This window comes from Pelomonas sp. SE-A7 (assembly GCF_030345705.1).
GTDB lineage: Bacteria > Pseudomonadota > Gammaproteobacteria > Burkholderiales > Burkholderiaceae_C > JAUASW01.
In genome coordinates this window covers 200,830-215,761 of record NZ_JAUASW010000003.1, presented here as the reverse complement: position 1 = coordinate 215,761, position 14,932 = coordinate 200,830, and the positions used below count along the sequence as shown (strand labels likewise).

Annotated in this window: 12 protein-coding genes; 7 read left to right on the top strand and 5 right to left on the bottom strand. The window is 70.2% G+C overall.

Annotation, left to right across the window (positions count from 1 at the left end; translation table 11 throughout):
* The first annotated feature begins 150 nt into the window (after positions 1 to 150).
* The 3 genes from QT382_RS18920 (at position 151) to QT382_RS18910 (ending at position 5,810) form a co-directional block, all read left to right on the top strand.
* Positions 151 to 852, top strand: a complete 702-nt coding sequence (locus QT382_RS18920) for a helix-turn-helix transcriptional regulator (protein WP_289255679.1) — start codon at positions 151 to 153, stop codon at positions 850 to 852.
* A gap of 81 nt (positions 853 to 933) precedes the next feature.
* A complete protein-coding gene (locus QT382_RS18915; protein ID WP_289255678.1) occupies positions 934 to 4,278 on the top strand; it encodes a ligand-binding sensor domain-containing diguanylate cyclase in 3,345 nt (1,114 codons plus the stop codon).
* Between the two features lie 44 nt (positions 4,279 to 4,322).
* Positions 4,323 to 5,810 (top strand): serine hydrolase domain-containing protein, encoded by a 1,488-nt coding sequence (locus QT382_RS18910; RefSeq protein ID WP_289255677.1) that lies wholly within the window; start codon positions 4,323 to 4,325, stop codon positions 5,808 to 5,810.
* Here the strand turns inward: QT382_RS18910 and QT382_RS18905 are convergent.
* Positions 5,804 to 6,685, bottom strand: coding sequence for a DUF2145 domain-containing protein (locus QT382_RS18905; protein ID WP_289255676.1), 882 nt, complete (start codon positions 6,683 to 6,685; stop codon positions 5,804 to 5,806). The genes QT382_RS18910 and QT382_RS18905 overlap by 7 nt on opposite strands.
* The gene (locus QT382_RS18900; protein ID WP_289255675.1) at positions 6,685 to 7,164 is read right to left on the bottom strand and encodes a hypothetical protein; all 480 of its coding nucleotides are present in this window, start codon (positions 7,162 to 7,164) and stop codon (positions 6,685 to 6,687) included. The genes QT382_RS18905 and QT382_RS18900 overlap by 1 nt, the downstream gene beginning before the upstream one ends.
* 153 nt (positions 7,165 to 7,317) lie before the next feature.
* Between QT382_RS18900 and QT382_RS18895 the strand changes: the two genes are divergently transcribed.
* From QT382_RS18895 to QT382_RS18880, 4 genes are read left to right on the top strand one after another with little or no spacing between them, the layout of a single operon-like run.
* Positions 7,318 to 8,910 carry an ABC transporter substrate-binding protein gene (locus QT382_RS18895; RefSeq protein WP_289255674.1) on the top strand — a complete coding sequence of 531 codons (1,593 nt, stop codon included), beginning with the start codon at positions 7,318 to 7,320 and terminating at the stop codon, positions 8,908 to 8,910.
* Positions 8,911 to 8,917: 7 nt separating this feature from the next.
* Entirely contained in the window at positions 8,918 to 9,820 is a 903-nt protein-coding gene (locus QT382_RS18890; RefSeq protein WP_289255673.1) for a LysR family transcriptional regulator, read from the top strand.
* Positions 9,817 to 10,419 carry a M15 family metallopeptidase gene (locus tag QT382_RS18885; RefSeq protein WP_289255672.1) on the top strand — a complete coding sequence of 201 codons (603 nt, stop codon included), beginning with the start codon at positions 9,817 to 9,819 and terminating at the stop codon, positions 10,417 to 10,419. Before QT382_RS18890 ends, QT382_RS18885 begins: the two co-directional genes overlap by 4 nt.
* Before the next feature lie 19 nt (positions 10,420 to 10,438).
* A complete protein-coding gene (locus QT382_RS18880; RefSeq protein WP_289255671.1) occupies positions 10,439 to 11,497 on the top strand; it encodes a S66 peptidase family protein in 1,059 nt (352 codons plus the stop codon).
* Positions 11,498 to 11,504: 7 nt separating this feature from the next.
* Here QT382_RS18880 and QT382_RS18875 read toward each other — a convergent pair whose 3' ends face one another.
* The 3 genes from QT382_RS18875 to QT382_RS18865 form a co-directional block, all read right to left on the bottom strand.
* Entirely contained in the window at positions 11,505 to 12,290 is a 786-nt protein-coding gene (locus QT382_RS18875) for a substrate-binding periplasmic protein (RefSeq protein WP_289255670.1), read from the bottom strand.
* A gap of 78 nt (positions 12,291 to 12,368) precedes the next feature.
* Positions 12,369 to 13,823, bottom strand: a complete 1,455-nt coding sequence (gene dacB, locus QT382_RS18870; protein ID WP_289255669.1) for a D-alanyl-D-alanine carboxypeptidase/D-alanyl-D-alanine endopeptidase — start codon at positions 13,821 to 13,823, stop codon at positions 12,369 to 12,371.
* Positions 13,820 to 14,743: an ornithine cyclodeaminase family protein gene (locus QT382_RS18865; RefSeq protein WP_289255668.1), complete on the bottom strand. Its 924-nt coding sequence runs from the start codon at positions 14,741 to 14,743 to the stop codon at positions 13,820 to 13,822. Before QT382_RS18865 ends, dacB begins: the two co-directional genes overlap by 4 nt.
* Positions 14,744 to 14,932: the final 189 nt, after the last annotated feature.

The window sequence follows — 14,932 nt, the reverse complement described above, 5'->3', positions numbered from 1 at the left end:
AGTCTCCTCATGCGAAATGAGGAGGATCCCCAGGGGCCGCCGTGGGTGATCCCCAGGGCTGCCTCCTCATTTCAAGGGATTCGCCGCCCACCCCCCCTTGCCTAACACTGCGCATCCATACAAGGCGAATACGCCATCAGGGAGTCTGTCATGCTGGATCTGCTCGATCGTTCAGGCCTGGACGCGGCCCTGCTGTCCCCGACCTCCCCCTTTGTCGAGCGCCGCCGCTCGCCGGCCAGCCAAGCCTGGATGGGGCCGGGCCTGTTCGGCGCGCTGGCCGCCGCCATCCTCGACGAGATCGACTACCCGGTGCTGTTGGTCGATGCCGAGATGCACCTGAAGCACGGCAACCGCATCGCCCGCAGCCAGCTGGCGCGCCAGGAACCCTACTACCTCGATGAAGGCCAGCTCACGCTGCGCGACGAAAGCCAGCAGCTGCGGCTGCGGCGCGCCGTCGATGCGGCGGTGCAGCGCGGCCGGCGCGAGCTGATCGCCACGCGATCCGACCGGCCGGACCAGCCGGCGCTGGCCGTGCTGCCGGTGGCCTCACCCACGGACGAGGGCCGCCTGGCCCTGCTGCTGCTGGCCAAGCCTCTGCTGTGCCAGAGCCTGACGCTTCAGGCCTATGCGCGCGAACATGGCCTGACCGAAGGCGAACGCGGCGTGTTGTGCTCGCTCTGTGCCGGCCATTCGCCCGAAGCCATTGCCCAGCAGCGCCTGGTGGCCCTGTCGACGGTGCGCACCCAGATCGGCGCGATCCGTGCCAAGACCGGCGCCCGCGACATCGGCGCCCTGGTACGCGGCATGGCCGTGTTGCCGCCGCTGGTGCACGCCTTGGTCGAAGGCCATTGAACGGCCGGCGCCGAGCAGCTGGAACAGACGGAGACAAGCTCGCTTGGAGGGCGGGGGCCGGCTCGGTCACAATCGCCCACCGTGTCAAAGCCAGCCCCTGCCTTTCTTGCCGTGCGTTCCTGGTTGCGAGCCCTGCCGAGCTGTGCGGCAGTGCTGGGCCTGGCCATGCTGGCGTTGGCGCCGGCCAGCGCCGTCCAGCCCGCTGCACCTCGCTGGTCGCAGCTGACCGAGCTGAGCTTCCGCCACCTGCGCCAGGATGACGGCCTGCCCAACGAGATCGCCACCGCCGTGGCCGAGGATGGCGCCGGCTTCCTGTGGATAGGCTCGCTGGGCGGCCTGGCCCGCTGGGACGGCTACCGCTTCCGCATCTACCAGACCGACAGCAAGCATGCCGGTGCCCTGCCCGACAGCTATGTGCAGATGCTGCACGGCGATCGCAAGGGCCGGCTGTGGGTCGGCACCCAGGGCTCGGGCCTGGCCCGTTATGAACCGACCACCGACAGCTTCATCAGCTACCCCGTCGGACCGAACGGCCTGGCCCATGTCAGCGTGCGCGCCGTGGTCGAGGACGGCCAGGGCGCGCTCTGGGTGGCCAGCGAAGGCGGTCTCGATCACCTGGATCCCGACACCGGTCGCATTCGCCGGGTGCTGCCCACCACCGGAGCCGACGCGCCAGGCAGTCGCATCTGGACCGTGCTGCAGGACCGCCGGGCCGGCCTCTGGATAGGCACGGAGCGCGGCCTGTTCCACCGGGCCGCCGGCGCCGTGCGCTTCCAGGCCGTCGCCCTGCCTGTGTCCGGTCGGCAGCCCGAGCCTCAGGCGATCTACGAGGACAGCGCCGGCCGGCTCTGGATAGGCACGCTTCAGCATGGTGCCTTCCTCATCGAGCCCGGCGCGGCCGAGGCCTCCCGGCTGGAGGCCGAGTTCGCCGGTCAGCCGCCGCTGTCGGTCCAGCAGGTGGTGACGATCAACGAGGTGCGGCCGGGTGAGGTCTGGCTGGGCACGCTCAGCCACGGCATCGTCGCGGTCGATGCAGCCAGCCGACGCAGCCGAGCGGTCCAGCACAAGCCGGCCCTGTCGGTCAGCCTGGCCGACAACTCGGTCCGCGCGCTCTATCGCGACCGCTCGGGCCTGCTGTGGGTGGCTACCAACCGCGGCCTGAGCCGCCATGATCCGGGCCAGCGCGCGGTGCTGACCATGTACGGCACGCCGGCCTGCCAGCAGGTCCATTGCCGCGAGGTGTCGCTGTCCAACGAGGTGAGCTGGATCCTGCCCACGGCCGACGGTCGCATCTGGCTGGGCACGCACAAGCGCGGTGTCGAGATCATCGACCCCACCGGCGCCCGCGTGGCCTGGCTCAAGCCCGATGAGGCCAGGCCCGAGCAGGCGCTGCCGCAGGACATCGTGGTGGCCCTGGAGCAGGCGTCCGACGGCACGGTCTTCATTGGCACCAAGCGCGGCCTGTACCGGGCCAATGGCGACGGCAGCCAGGTCCGGCGGGTCAAGATCGAGGGCCGTGATCCGGCCTCGTCCAGCTGGGCGCTGCTCGCCGACGGCGACACCTTGTGGATAGGCGGCCAGTCCGACGGCCTGTGGTCGCTGGATCTGCGCAGTGGCAAGGCCCGCTCGGTGCTGCCCGAACCGGCCCGCCAACTCAGCGATCAGCGCATCTTCACCCTGGCGCGCGGCCCGGCCAACAGCCTCTGGATCGGCACGCGCATGGGCTTGAACCGCTTCTTTCCGGCCAGCGGGCGGGTCCAGCGCATCGTCCCCGAGGCGTCTCGACCCGACAGCCTGGCGGGCGGCTTCATCACCTCGCTCTACACCGACCGCCAGCAGCGCCTGTGGGTCGGCACCTACGGCGCCGGCATCAGCATCCTGGAAAGCAGCAGCGAGCCGCTGCGCTTCCGCCATATCGGCAAGGAGCAGGGGCTGGCCAACGAGAACATCAACGCACTGCTGGAAGACCGTGCGGGCCTGGTCTGGGCCAGCACCGACAGTGGCCTGGCGCGCATCGATCCGGCCACGCTCCAGGCACAGGGCCTGCGCCGGGCCGAAGGTGTGGAGTTCATGAACTACTGGACCGGCTCGGCCGCCAATACCGGCGCCGGCGAGCTGCTGTTCGGTGGCTCCGGCGGCATGTCCATCGTGAGGCCCGACCAGTTCCAGCGCTGGAGCTACCGTCCCCCTGTGGTCCTGACGGCCCTGCGGCTGGGCGAGCAGTGGCTGGATCAGGGCCGGCTGGCCGAGGTGTCCGCACAAGTCCTCGAGCTGCCGGCCGATGCGACCAGCCTGGTGGCCGAGGTCGCGGCGCTCGATTACTCGGCACCCGAGCGCAATCGCTATGCCCACAAGCTGGAGAACTTCGACCGCCAGTGGATAGAGATGGAGCCGGGCCAGCGCCAGTTCGGCTACAACAACCTGCCACCCGGCAAGTACCGGCTGCTGCTGCGTGGCGCCAACCGCGACGGCGTCTGGACCGAGAAGGAGCTGGCGCTGAACGTCCGCGTGCTGCCGGCCTGGCATCAGACCTGGTGGTTCCGTGGCCTGCTGGTGCTGATGGCGCTGGCGGGCGTGGCCGGCGTCGTGCAGCTGCGTACCCGCTGGCTGCGGCTGCGCGAGCAGCAGCTGTCGCGTCTGGTGGCCGAGCGCACGGCCGAGCTGGAGCGGCTGTCGGCGGCGCTGGCTCAGAAGTCGCGCGTGCTGGAGCGGGCCAGCATCAGCGACCCGCTGACCGGTCTGCACAACCGCCGCTTCCTGGCCGAGCACATAGACACGGCCCTGGCTGCCAGTCTGCGGCGTGCGCGTGAGGCACGGCTGCACGAGGCCGCGCCGCCCCCCGACTGCGACACTCTGTTCTTCCTGATCGATGTGGACCACTTCAAGCGGGTCAACGACCAGTACGGCCACGCGGCCGGCGATGCCGTGCTGGTGCAGTTCGGCCGCCGGCTGCAGCAGCTGATGCGCGAGTCGGATTACGTGGTGCGCTGGGGCGGCGAGGAATTCCTGGCCGTGGCCCGCGACACCGACCGCGGCCGCGCCGCCGAGCTGGCCGAGCGCATCCGCTGCGTGGTGGGCGACACGCCCTTCGAGCTGGACGACGGCCGGTTGCTGCGCGTCAACTGCTCGATAGGCTTTGCCTGCATGCCCTTCGTGGCCGACAAGCCCAAGGCCCTGGGCTGGCAGGACGCGGTCAAGCTGGCCGACCAGGCCCTGCTCGGTGCCAAGCGCAGCGGCCGCAATGCCTGGGTGGGTCTGCTGGCCACGGCCACGACGCCGGACTTCCGCCTGCCCGAGCATCTGCAGTCGGGCCTGCATGCCCTGCTGTGGGCCGGCCAGCTGGAGCTGCTGAGCAACAAGCCGCCGGTGCTGGTCAGTGCGGCGCTGGCGCCCGATGCGGCCCAGCAGTCCGGCGAAGAACGTTGAGGGACGAGGCCCCGCCGCAGCGGGGCGGCAACGGAGGAGATGCAATGACGAAGCAGTCGATTGGATGGATGCTGGCCGCGTCGCTGGCGACAGGGCAGGCGCTGGCGGCCGAGCCCGCGCGCTGGTCCTGTGTCACGGCCAAGGAGGCGGCGCCGCGCCGCCAGCAGGTCGAGCAGGACCTGCTGCCGCCGGTGGTGTTCGAAGGCGAGACGCGGGCGCAGACCATCGCAGAACGCATGGCCAAGCACCGGGTGCCGGCTTTCTCGGTGGCCGTGCTGCGGGCCGGGCGCCTTGACTGGAGCGCCAGCTGGGGCCGGCTCGGCCCGGGCGGTCCCGCGGCCGGCTGCGACAGCCTGTTTCAGGCCGGCTCGCTGGCCAAGCCGGTCACGGTGCTGGCGGCGCTGCGACTGCAGCAGGCCGGAATGATCGACCTCGACCGGGATGTGGCCACCTACCTGAGCCGCTATCAGCTGCCCGCGGGAAAGCAGTCGGCCGAGCATCCGGTGACGCTTCACCACCTGCTCGCCCATACCGCGGGCTTGACACCGGGCGGATACGACGGCTACGCCCAGGGTCAGGCCCTGCCGACCGATGTGCAGACGGTGCTCGGCGAGCCGCCGGCCAACGGCCGCAAGGTCGAGGTGCAGGCCGAGCCGGGCAGCCGCCTGGCCTATTCCGGCGGCGGCTACACGGTGGCGGAGATCGCCTTGGAGGACAAGCTCGGGCGCCCGTTCGAGCGTCTGATGCAGGACTGGATCCTGAAGCCGGCCGGCATGCGCCAGGCCGACTTCAACCTGCCGCTGCCCCAGGCCAGCCGGGCCCGCGCCGCCCATGGCCATCGCGCTGATGGCAGTGAGGTGGCGGGCGGTTGGCACAACCATCCGGAGCAGGCCGCGGCCGGCCTGTGGTCCACGGCCAGCGATCTTGCGGCCCTGCTGATCGAGCTCCGCAAGGGCCATCAGGGCGAGGGGCGGGTGCTGGACCAGGCCCTGGTGCGCCGCCTGCTTGCGCGGCCTTTCGAGGGCCACGCCTATGGCTTTCGCCTGGTGGGCGAGGGCGACGAAGTCTTCCTGACCCATTGGGCCGGCACGCTCGGCTACCGCGCCGGCCTGACGCTCAACCTGAAGACCGGCAATGGCGCCGTCTTCATGGGCAACTCGGACCAGGCCCTGAGCCTGGGCCTCGAATTCCTCGGCGCCGTGTCGCGGACCTATGGCTGGCCGGTCTTCCGTGAGCAGCAAAAGGTGCGTCGAGTGGAGCGGCCGGCCGAAGCACTGCAGGCCCTCGCCGGCCGCTATCGGTTTGCCGAGCAGGGCTGGCAGGTCTCGGTGGTGTTCGAGGCGGCGGTGCTGACCGTGGTGTTCCCCAACGGCGACCGCTATGCAATGACGCCGATCGAGGGCGGGCCGCTGGAATTCATCCATGGCGACTCCGGCGTGCGGGCTGGCTTCGATCGTGAGGGCGACGAGGTCCGGCTGCGCCTGTACGGCCAGGTCGGTCGGCGCGAGCCGGCGGCAGCGCCGGCTCAGTAGGGCAGCACTTGGTCGCCGTCCTCGGCGCGGCAGCTCTCGCCCAGCGGCTTCCAGCCGCGCCGCACGACGATGCGCTCGCGGTCGTGGCAGAACTCGATGCGCCTGGCTTCCGGCCAGCGCTCGTGGACAAAGGCCTCGATGGCATCGGGCAGGCTGATCCGGTAGCGCTGGTCGGCCAGGTCGGCCTCCGGATGGTCGTCGCTGTGCAGCCAGGGGATCAGGCGGGCCAGCCACATCAGCGGCCGCCAGCCCACGTCGATGACGCGCGGCTGGTAGCCTTGCTCGCCCAGCCAGCGCTGCGCCGGCTCGCGACTCGCGGCGCCCGACCAGGCGCCGGCCAGCAGCTCGACCAGCCATTGGTTGCAGTTCTGGTAGCGCAGGCCGAAGGCATAGGCATTGGCGCTGTAGCGCTCGCCCAGCAGGGCCTTGGCGCGTTCGTCGTCCAGCGCCGCCTCGGCCAGGCTGGCCGCTGCATCTGAGGGCAGCAGCACCAGGGAGGCATAGCCCAGGTCGGCGTCGTGCGTGCCCATGACGAAGCCGCTCAGGCCCTCGTCATACAGCCGCGGCTTCTCGGTTTCGCAGTCGTAGTAGAGCTGGCGCACCGACCAGGGCGCGTTGGCGCTGTCCCTGAGGCTCACGCCGGCATGCGAGTAGCGCAGCTTGAAGCGCTCCAGGTCCAGGCCGGAGCGTGACACCAGGGCCAGGGCCTGGCCGGAGTCCTGCAGCTCGGCCTTGATCACCGCGGCGAAGCGCAGCAGCCGGTCCTTTTGTTCCGCCGTGGGATCGGCCGGCTTGCTGCACAGCTGCAGGCTGCCGGCCTGGGCTGAAAGCGCCGCCGCGCTGCAGAGCAAGACGGCGGCCAGCGTGCGCAGCATCAGACCGGCTTGGCCTGGAGCTCGCGGTTCCAGTCGTCGGCCAGCACCAGGAAGAAGCGCTGGGCCGTGGCCTTGTTGGAGAACTCCAGGCCATAGGGACGCTGGGCCGCCGCGACCGTGGCACCGACGCGCACGACGCCGCCCTTGTCGGCCGCCTGGCGCGGCAGCACCAGGGTGAATTCATCACCCGTGGCGGCCAGGGCCTGCAGGCGCAGCTGCACGAAGCCCGGCTTCTGGGCCGCGTCGGCGAACTCGATCACCTTGTAGTCGCCGGCCGACACCTTCTTGTCGCCGCCGCTGCTGCTGTTGCTGCTGCCCTGGATGGAATCGGACACGCTGCCCGAGGTCGAGGACGCGGCATTGGAGGCCGACGAGGACACCGAGGAATCGGCCTGGCCGGCACCGGCCAGCGTCAGGCAGAGCAGGCCGGCGGCGATCCGGGCGACGGGGTCGAGGGCTTTCTTCGAGGTGCTTGGCATGGCTTCACCCGGAGTGGTTTGCAGGGCGCCCAGGATACCCGGCGGGGCCTCCCTTGGCCCATAAGGCAAAGTTATAGTCAAAGCCCCGGTTCTCACTTGTTGAGGGTCCGGGTGCTTTCAACAATGGCCGCCTCGTCCATCCCTGCTGTCCCGATGAAGGTCCCGTCGCCGCTGTTCCGCCGTCTTGCCGTTGGCGCAGCGGCCTTGTTCCTGGCGACCCTGGCCACGGCCAAACCGCTGGTGTTCTGCAGCGATGCCAGTCCCGAGGGCTTCGATCCCGGCCTGTGGGACAGCGCCAGCACCGGCACGGTGACCAAGCAGATCTTCCAGGGCCTGCTGGGCTTCAAGCGCGGCAGCACCGAGCTGGAGCCGGCCCTGGCGCAGCGCTGGGAGTTGGCCAGCGATGCCCGCAGCATCGTCTTCGAGCTGCGCCGCGGCGTGCGCTTCCACAGCACGGCGTTCTTCAAGCCGGGCCGCGACTTCAATGCCGACGATGTGCTGTTCACCTTCCAGCGCTTCATCGACCCCAAGCTGCCGTTCAACCAGGCTTTCCCGGCCAACTTCATCTACCCGTCCAACCTCGGCCTGGCCCGGCTGATCGAGGGCATGGACCGGCTGGACGACTACCGCGTGCGCTTTCGGTTGCGCCGGCCCGACGTGACCTTCCTGGCCAACTTCGCCATGGCCTGGGCCGGCATCCAGTCGGCCGAATATGCTGCCCAGCTGCTGCGGACCGGCCGGGCGCGCCAGATCAACAACCAGCCGGTGGGCACCGGGCCGTACCGCTTCAAGTCCTATGCCAAGGACGACGTGATCCGCCTGGAGGCCAATCCCGACTACTGGGGTCCACCGCAGCGCACCGGGAAACTGATCTTCGCGATCACCCGCGAACCCAATGTGCGCATCCAGAAGCTGCTGGCCGGTGAATGCCATGTGGCGGCTCCGGCCCGCGACGTGGACCTGGCCGCCCTGGACCGCCGGCCCGAGACGGTGCGTGTGGCCAAGGCCCAGGCGCTGAACATCTCCTACCTGTCGTTCAACCTGCGCAAGCCGCCGACCGACAACCGCCTGGTCCGCGAGGCCCTGGACATCGCCATCGACCGCAATGCCATCTTCCGCGCGCTGTTCCCGCGCGGCGATGCCATGCAGGCGGTCAGCGCCTTTCCGCCGGCCATTGCCGGCTACAACAAGGGCCTGAAGAACGAGTACGACCCGGCCCGCGCCCGCGCGCTGCTGGCCGAGGCCGGCTTCAAGGACGGCCTGGCGCTGGAGCTCTGGGCCCTGCCGGTGACCCGGCCGACCAATCCCAACGGCCAGCTGATGGCCCAGCTGATCCAGCAGGACTGGGCCCGCATCGGCGTGCGCGCCAGCATCCGCACCTATGAATGGGGCGAGTACCTGAAGCGGGCCAACAACGGCGAGCACAGCGTCTACATGAGCGGCTGGGCCGGCGAGACCGGCGATGCCGACGAGTTCCTGACGCCCAACCTGTCCTGTGCCGCCAACACCAGCGGCGTCAAGTTCTGCAACCGCGAGTTCGAGGCCCTGATCGACGAGGCCCGCGCCAGCGTCGACCCGGTGCTGCGCCAGCAGCTCTACCAGCAGGCGCAGGTGATCTTCAAGCGCGAACGGCCCTGGATCACCATGGCCCATTCGACCGTCTACATTCCGATGCGGCGCGACGTGCAGGGTTTCGTGATGTCACCCAACGGCGCTGTCGATTTCGAGAACGTCTATCGAGAGTAAGCAGCCTATGCGTCTCCGTCACATCGAAGTCTTCCATGCGGTCATGCAGGCCGGCACCATCAGCGGCGCGGCCCAGCTGCTGCACATCTCGCAGCCGGCTGTGACCAAGGTGCTGCAGCATTGCGAGCTGCAGCTGGGCATGGCCCTGTTCGACCGGGTGCGCGGCAAGCTCTATCCGACGCCCGAGGCCCAGCGCCTGTTCGTGGAGATCGACAAGCTCAATCGCGACCTGGTGTCGATCCGACGGCTGGCCGCCAATCTGCGAAGCGGCGAATCGGAGCTGGTGCGCCTGGTCGCCACGCCCACGCTGGGCGCGGCCGTGATCCCGGCGGCGATGACGCACTGGTGCCGGGCCTTCCCGGCCAGCCACTGCCTGCTGTCCACCAACCACACGCGTGAAATCGTCTCGGCCCTGATGCTGGGCGAGGCCGACCTGGCGCTGTCGCTGCAGGATCCGCGCCATCCCGGCATCAAGGCCGAGGTCCTGGCCAGCGGCCAGATGATGGCGCTGTGCCCGGTGGGCACGCCCGAGGCCGAGGGCTATGGTCCCCTGGCCGTGGGCGAGATCCGCTCCGAGCTGGTGGGCCTGGCCGGTGACGACCCGCTGGGCAACGTGGTGCACAACGCCGGCGAGGCTCAGGGCGCCCATCTGCAAAGCCGCATCACGGTGCAGACCTACCAGCTGGCGCGCACGCTGTGCGAGGCCGGGGTCGGTGTCACCGTGGTCGACCCGTTCACCGCCGCCTCGGCCAACCGCGAGCGGGTGCGCCTGCGCCCGCTGGCCCCGGCCATCCCGGTCCAGCTCTTCCTGCTGACGGCGGCCAATGCGCCGCTGGCCCAGACCGCGCGCCGCCTGGTCAAGTACCTGAGCGAGGCGGCCCAGCAAAGCCTGGACTCGCTGAATCCATGATTCCCTGCGAACAGATCCCCGGCCATCCGGACTTCCGGGCCCTGGCCAGCCTGCCTAACATCGCTGTGGACCTGCGCTACGCGACGGCGGACAACTTCGTCGGCCACGATGTCTATGGCGGCCTCGACTGTGCCTACCTGCGCAGTGAAGCGGCCGAGGCCCTGCTCAACGCCGCCCAATGGCTTGAAGCCCGGCGCCCCGGCTACCGTTTCCTGGTGCTGGACGCCCTGCGCCCGCAGCGCATCCAGGAGACGCTGTACGCCGAGCTGGCCGGCACGCCGCTGGCCATGTACCTGGCCCATCCTGAGCGCGGTTCCATCCACAGCTTCGGCATGGCCGTGGACCTGACCGTGCTGGACCCGCGAGGAGCGGAGGTCGACATGGGCACGGGCTTCGACGAGATGACCCTGGTCTCCCATCCCGACCACGAGGCCGAGCACCTGGCCCTGGGCCAGCTCAGCGAAGCCCAGCTGCGCGAGCGCGGCTGGCTGCGCGCGGCCATGCGCCAGGCCGGCTTCCACGGCATCAGCACCGAGTGGTGGCATTTCGATTTCGGCGATCGGGTCGCCGTGCGGCGCGACCTGCCGCGTGTCCTCTGAATCCTGGAGTTAGCAAAGCATGAGCGAGCGTCGTCACTTCATCCAGACCCTGGCCGCGGCCGGCCTGTCTCCGGCTCTGGCTGCCGCTGCCGCGCCGCAAGCTGCACTGCAGTCCGCCGCCAAGCCGCAGATCCATGCCCGCCGGCTGCGCCCGGGCGACACCGTGGCCCTGGTCAGCCCGGCCAATGCCACTTTCGAGCGCGAGCCTATCGAGATCGCCACGGAGGCCTTGCAGGCCCTGGGCTTCAAGGTCAGGCATGGCGCCAACCTGCGGGCCCGCTACGGCCAGTTCGGCGGCACCGACGCGCAGCGCGCCGCCGACATCAACGCCATGTTCGCCGACGACTCGGTGGCCGGCATCATCGCCATGACCGGCGGCTCGGGCTGCAACCGCATCGTCGACAAGCTGGACTACAAGACCATTGCCGCCAGACCGAAGTTCTTCGGCGGTTTCTCCGACCTGACCTCGCTGGTCAACGGCATCCAGCGCCAGACCGGCCTCGTGACCTTTCACTGCCCGGTCGCCAGCTCGGAGTGGAACGGCTACAGCGTGGCGGCCTTCCGCTCGCTGGTGATGGAAGGCGAGGCGGCCCTCTTGAAGAACCCGCCGCCCGAACGCGGCGACAACATCGTGCCCACGCAGTACCGCACCCGCGCGCTGCGCGGTGGCAAGGCACGCGGCCGCCTGGTCGGCGGCAACCTGGCCGTGCTGAGCTCGCTGATAGGCACGCCCTACGCTCCCGAGTTCCGCGGCGCCATCCTGTTCCTGGAAGAGATCAACGAATACATCTACCGCGTCGACCGCATGCTCTCCACGCTGCGCCTGGCCGGCGCGCTGGACCAGTTGGCCGGCGTGGTGCTGGGCCACTTCACCAAGTGCGAACCGGGCGACGGCAACTACGGCGTGCTGACGCTGGACGAGGTCTTCGACGACTACTTCCTGCCACTGAACGTGCCGGTCTACCGCGGCGCCCAGTTCGGCCACGTCAAGCGCAAGCTGACGATTCCGGTGGGGGCGGAGGCGGAGATGGACGCCGACGCCGGCACCATCCAGCTGCTCAAGCCGGTCACGGTCTGAGCTTGGATCAGGGCTTTCTGCAAGCCGAGGCCGGCACCGCGAACGGCCGCAGGAGTTCGGCCGTGCGGCCGCTGCGGCAGAGCTGGGCCAGGGCCTCGTTGAAGGCCTTGAAATCGGCCTCGTTGACGCGCTGGCGCGAGAGGCCGAAGGCGTAGTCGAAGTCCTTGATCGAGCCGGCGGTCTGCAGGCCGTCCAGCTTCTCGTCGCGCATCAGGGTCAGGGCCACGCTTTCGTTGACCAGGGCCAGGCCCTTGGGGCCGTAGCGGCCGGCGGCCAGCTTGCGCAGCACGGTGCGGTTGTCGGTCTCGATCACGGTCTGCACCCCCGCCACATCGGCCACCAGCTCGTCCAGCGCCAGCACGGTGGCCGAGGGGCCGTAGGCGCCCAGCGTGCGGCCCTGCAGGCCTTGCTTGTCCTTGAAGCGGAAATCGTCGCCGGCGCGCGAGAACAGCGTGTAGCGGGCGGCGATCACCGGCTGGCTGACATGGAAGTAGACCCGCCGCTCGGGCGTGTCGACCACGGTGAAGATGCCGTCGACCCGGCCGGCCTGGGCCAGGCCCAGCGCGCGCCGCCAGGGCAGGACCTCGACCAGGCAGTTCCAGCGCAGTTCCTCGCAGACCGCCTGCAGCACCGCGACCATGGGGCCGGCGGCCTTGCCGCGCTCGGCATAGGTGTAGGGCGGGAAGGGCTCGGTGACGAAGCTGCGCGCCGGCTCGGCCATCGCCGAGTCCAGGGGCAGGCCGAGGGCCAGCAGCCACAGGAATAGCGCCAGACTGGCGACTTGCTTCGGCATCGAGGCGGACTCCTTTCCGAGGAGCCCGCAGCATAAGCGCTGGCGTCGCGGCCCTGAGGCCGCGCGGCCTAGTGGTTGTTACTGGCGCGAGACCCAGTCGATCAGCGCGTCCAGCACCGGCCGGCCCTTGGCCGCGGCCTTCTCGTCGTTGACCATGGCGGCCACGACCCAGACCCGGCCCTGGCTGTCGGGCACGAAGCCGGCCAGGCCCACGGCGTCGCGCAGCGTGCCGGTCTTGAGCCGGGCGCGGATCTCGGCCGGCGTGCCCTTGAGGCGGCGTGCCATGGTGCCGTCATAGCCGGCGATGGGCAGGCTCTGCTGCAGCTCGGCCAGCCAGGGTCCGTCCTGGGCGGCCAGCAGCAGGGCGGCCATCTGGGCCGGGCTGATGCGCTCGCTGCGCGACAGGCCCGAGCCGTTCTCCAGCACCAGGCCTTGGGTAGCAATGCCCTTGGCCGCGAACCATTCGCGCACCGTGCGCTCGGCGGCGGCGCGGGTCTCTTCCTCGCCCTGCGCGGCCTTGGCGCCCAGGCTCAGGTAGACCAGGCGGGTCAGCGGGTTGTCCGAGCGCTTCATCATGCCGCGTATCACCTCGGCCAGCGGCCGGCCCTGATGGGTGGCCAGCACCTTGGCGCCGGCCGGCGTCGCGCCTTCCACATCGCCGGGCCCGATCTCGCCACCCAGCTCGCGCCAGAGCTGGCGCACGGCCGCGGCGGTCACGGCCTGGCGCTCCAGCGAATTGATCTCGGTGGACTGGCTGCAGTTGCGCGGGTACTGGCCCAGCAGCAGCAGCTTGCGCCCCTCGTTGGCCAGCTGCGGAATCTTCCAGCCCTTGCTGTCCCAGTCCTTGCAGGCGGCATCGTTCAGGTTCAGGCCGCTGGCATCGACCTCGAGTCCGGCCCAGCCCGGGCTGAGTCGGGCCACGGCCAGGCGCTCGCCATCGCTTTGCAGCTGCAGGCCCAGCATCACGCCGTTGAGGTAGAGCGCGTCCGGGATCACGTTGTACTGGAACTCGGGTGCCTCATCGAAGGGCGGCACGCCGATGTCGATGCGGGCCGGCTTGAACAGCGTGCGGTCCACCACCAGGCCGCCCTGGATCTGGCGCACGCCCTGCTCGCGCAGCTGGCGCAGCAGCATGGCAAGGGCGCCCCAGTCGAGGTCGGTATCGGCACCGCCACGCAGGTAGAGCGGACCGGGGAGCGTGTCGCCCTGCGGCGCCGCAGTAGCCAGCAGCTCGGTGCGGCCGCGCCAGTTGGGGCCCAGCTTGTCGAGGCCGACGATGGCCGTCACCAGCTTCATCGTCGAGCCCGGCGACATCGGCCTTTGCGGCTGCAGGCGCAGGCCGCTTTCGCGCGCATCCAGCGGCAGAACCACGGCGGCAAGGGCGTTGTCCGGCAGGGCGGCTTTGGTCAAGGCCTCCTTGACCGGGGCCGGGATCTCCTGGCTCTGGCGCAGCGAGGCGCAGGCGCTGAGCAGCAGGGCGCCGCCGAGCAGCAGGGCGGTCTGGAGTCGGGTCTTCATCATCGGATTGTTCATGCGGCTTGCAGCGCCTGGTAGACCTGGTGGGCAATGGCCACGTCCTCGAGGCCAATGCCCACGCTCTTGTAGACCACGACGGCGGCCGGATCGATGGCGCGCGGCAGGGCCAGCAGCTGGCCCAGCTCGGCCACCTTGGAAGCGTCGATCACGCCCGGTGCGGCGCGGCAGAACTCGCCGGCCTCGGTCTCGGCGGCCGGCTTCCATTCGACGGCGATCAGGCTGGCGCGGGCCAGCAGGGCGTCGTCCAGCTCGCGGGCAGCCGGCTTGCTGGAGCCGACCGCGGCCACCAGGGTGCCGGGCCGCAGCAGGGCGCCGTCGAACAAGGGCTCGGTCGAGCGGGTGCAGGTGACGACCACATCGGCCTGGCTGGCAGCGCTGGCGGCGTCGACCGCCACGCAGCTGAGGCCATGCTGCCCGGCCAGCTCGGCGGCGAATTCGGGAGCGCCGCTGCGGGCGCAGACCAGCACGCGCTCGAAGCGGCGCAGCGGCAGCAGGGCCTCGGCATGGACGCGGGCCTGGGTGCCGGCGCCGTAGATCGCCAGCACCTTGGCATCTGGGCGGGCCAGCGCATCGACCGCCACGGCCGTGCTGGCCGCGGTGCGCAGCCGGGTCAGCTCGTTGGCCTCCAGCGTGGCCAAGGGCTCGCCGGTCGTGGTCGAGAACAGGTTGATCAGGAACTGGAACTGGCCGCTGCGGGTCGAATAGACCTTGGTGCCAAGCACGCCCAGCTGCGGCAGCAGGGCGCCCATGGCGCTGACCAGCAGCGGCGCGCCGTCGGCCGCTTCGGCAGCGGCGCGGTGGCGGGCCAGCACGGCGCCCTGGCCCTGGCCGAACTGGGTGAAGGCCCGGCGCAGGGCCTCGGTGGCGGTCGGCAGCGTCAGCACGGAGGCGACCTGGGCTTCGGTGATCAATTGCATGGAACAGGGGCGGTCTGAAGGGGACTGGCGCCAATGTAGAGCCTGCCGCCGCAGCTCGCGCTGACGGCTTGGCCGGCTTGCATTCCGCTGGGTTATGAGGAGCCGTCAAGCATTCAGTGAACTGGGCGCAACAGCTACGGTCCAGCCCTATGGGCAGCCCTTGTGCGGTCCCCGATCATCGTTACCGAT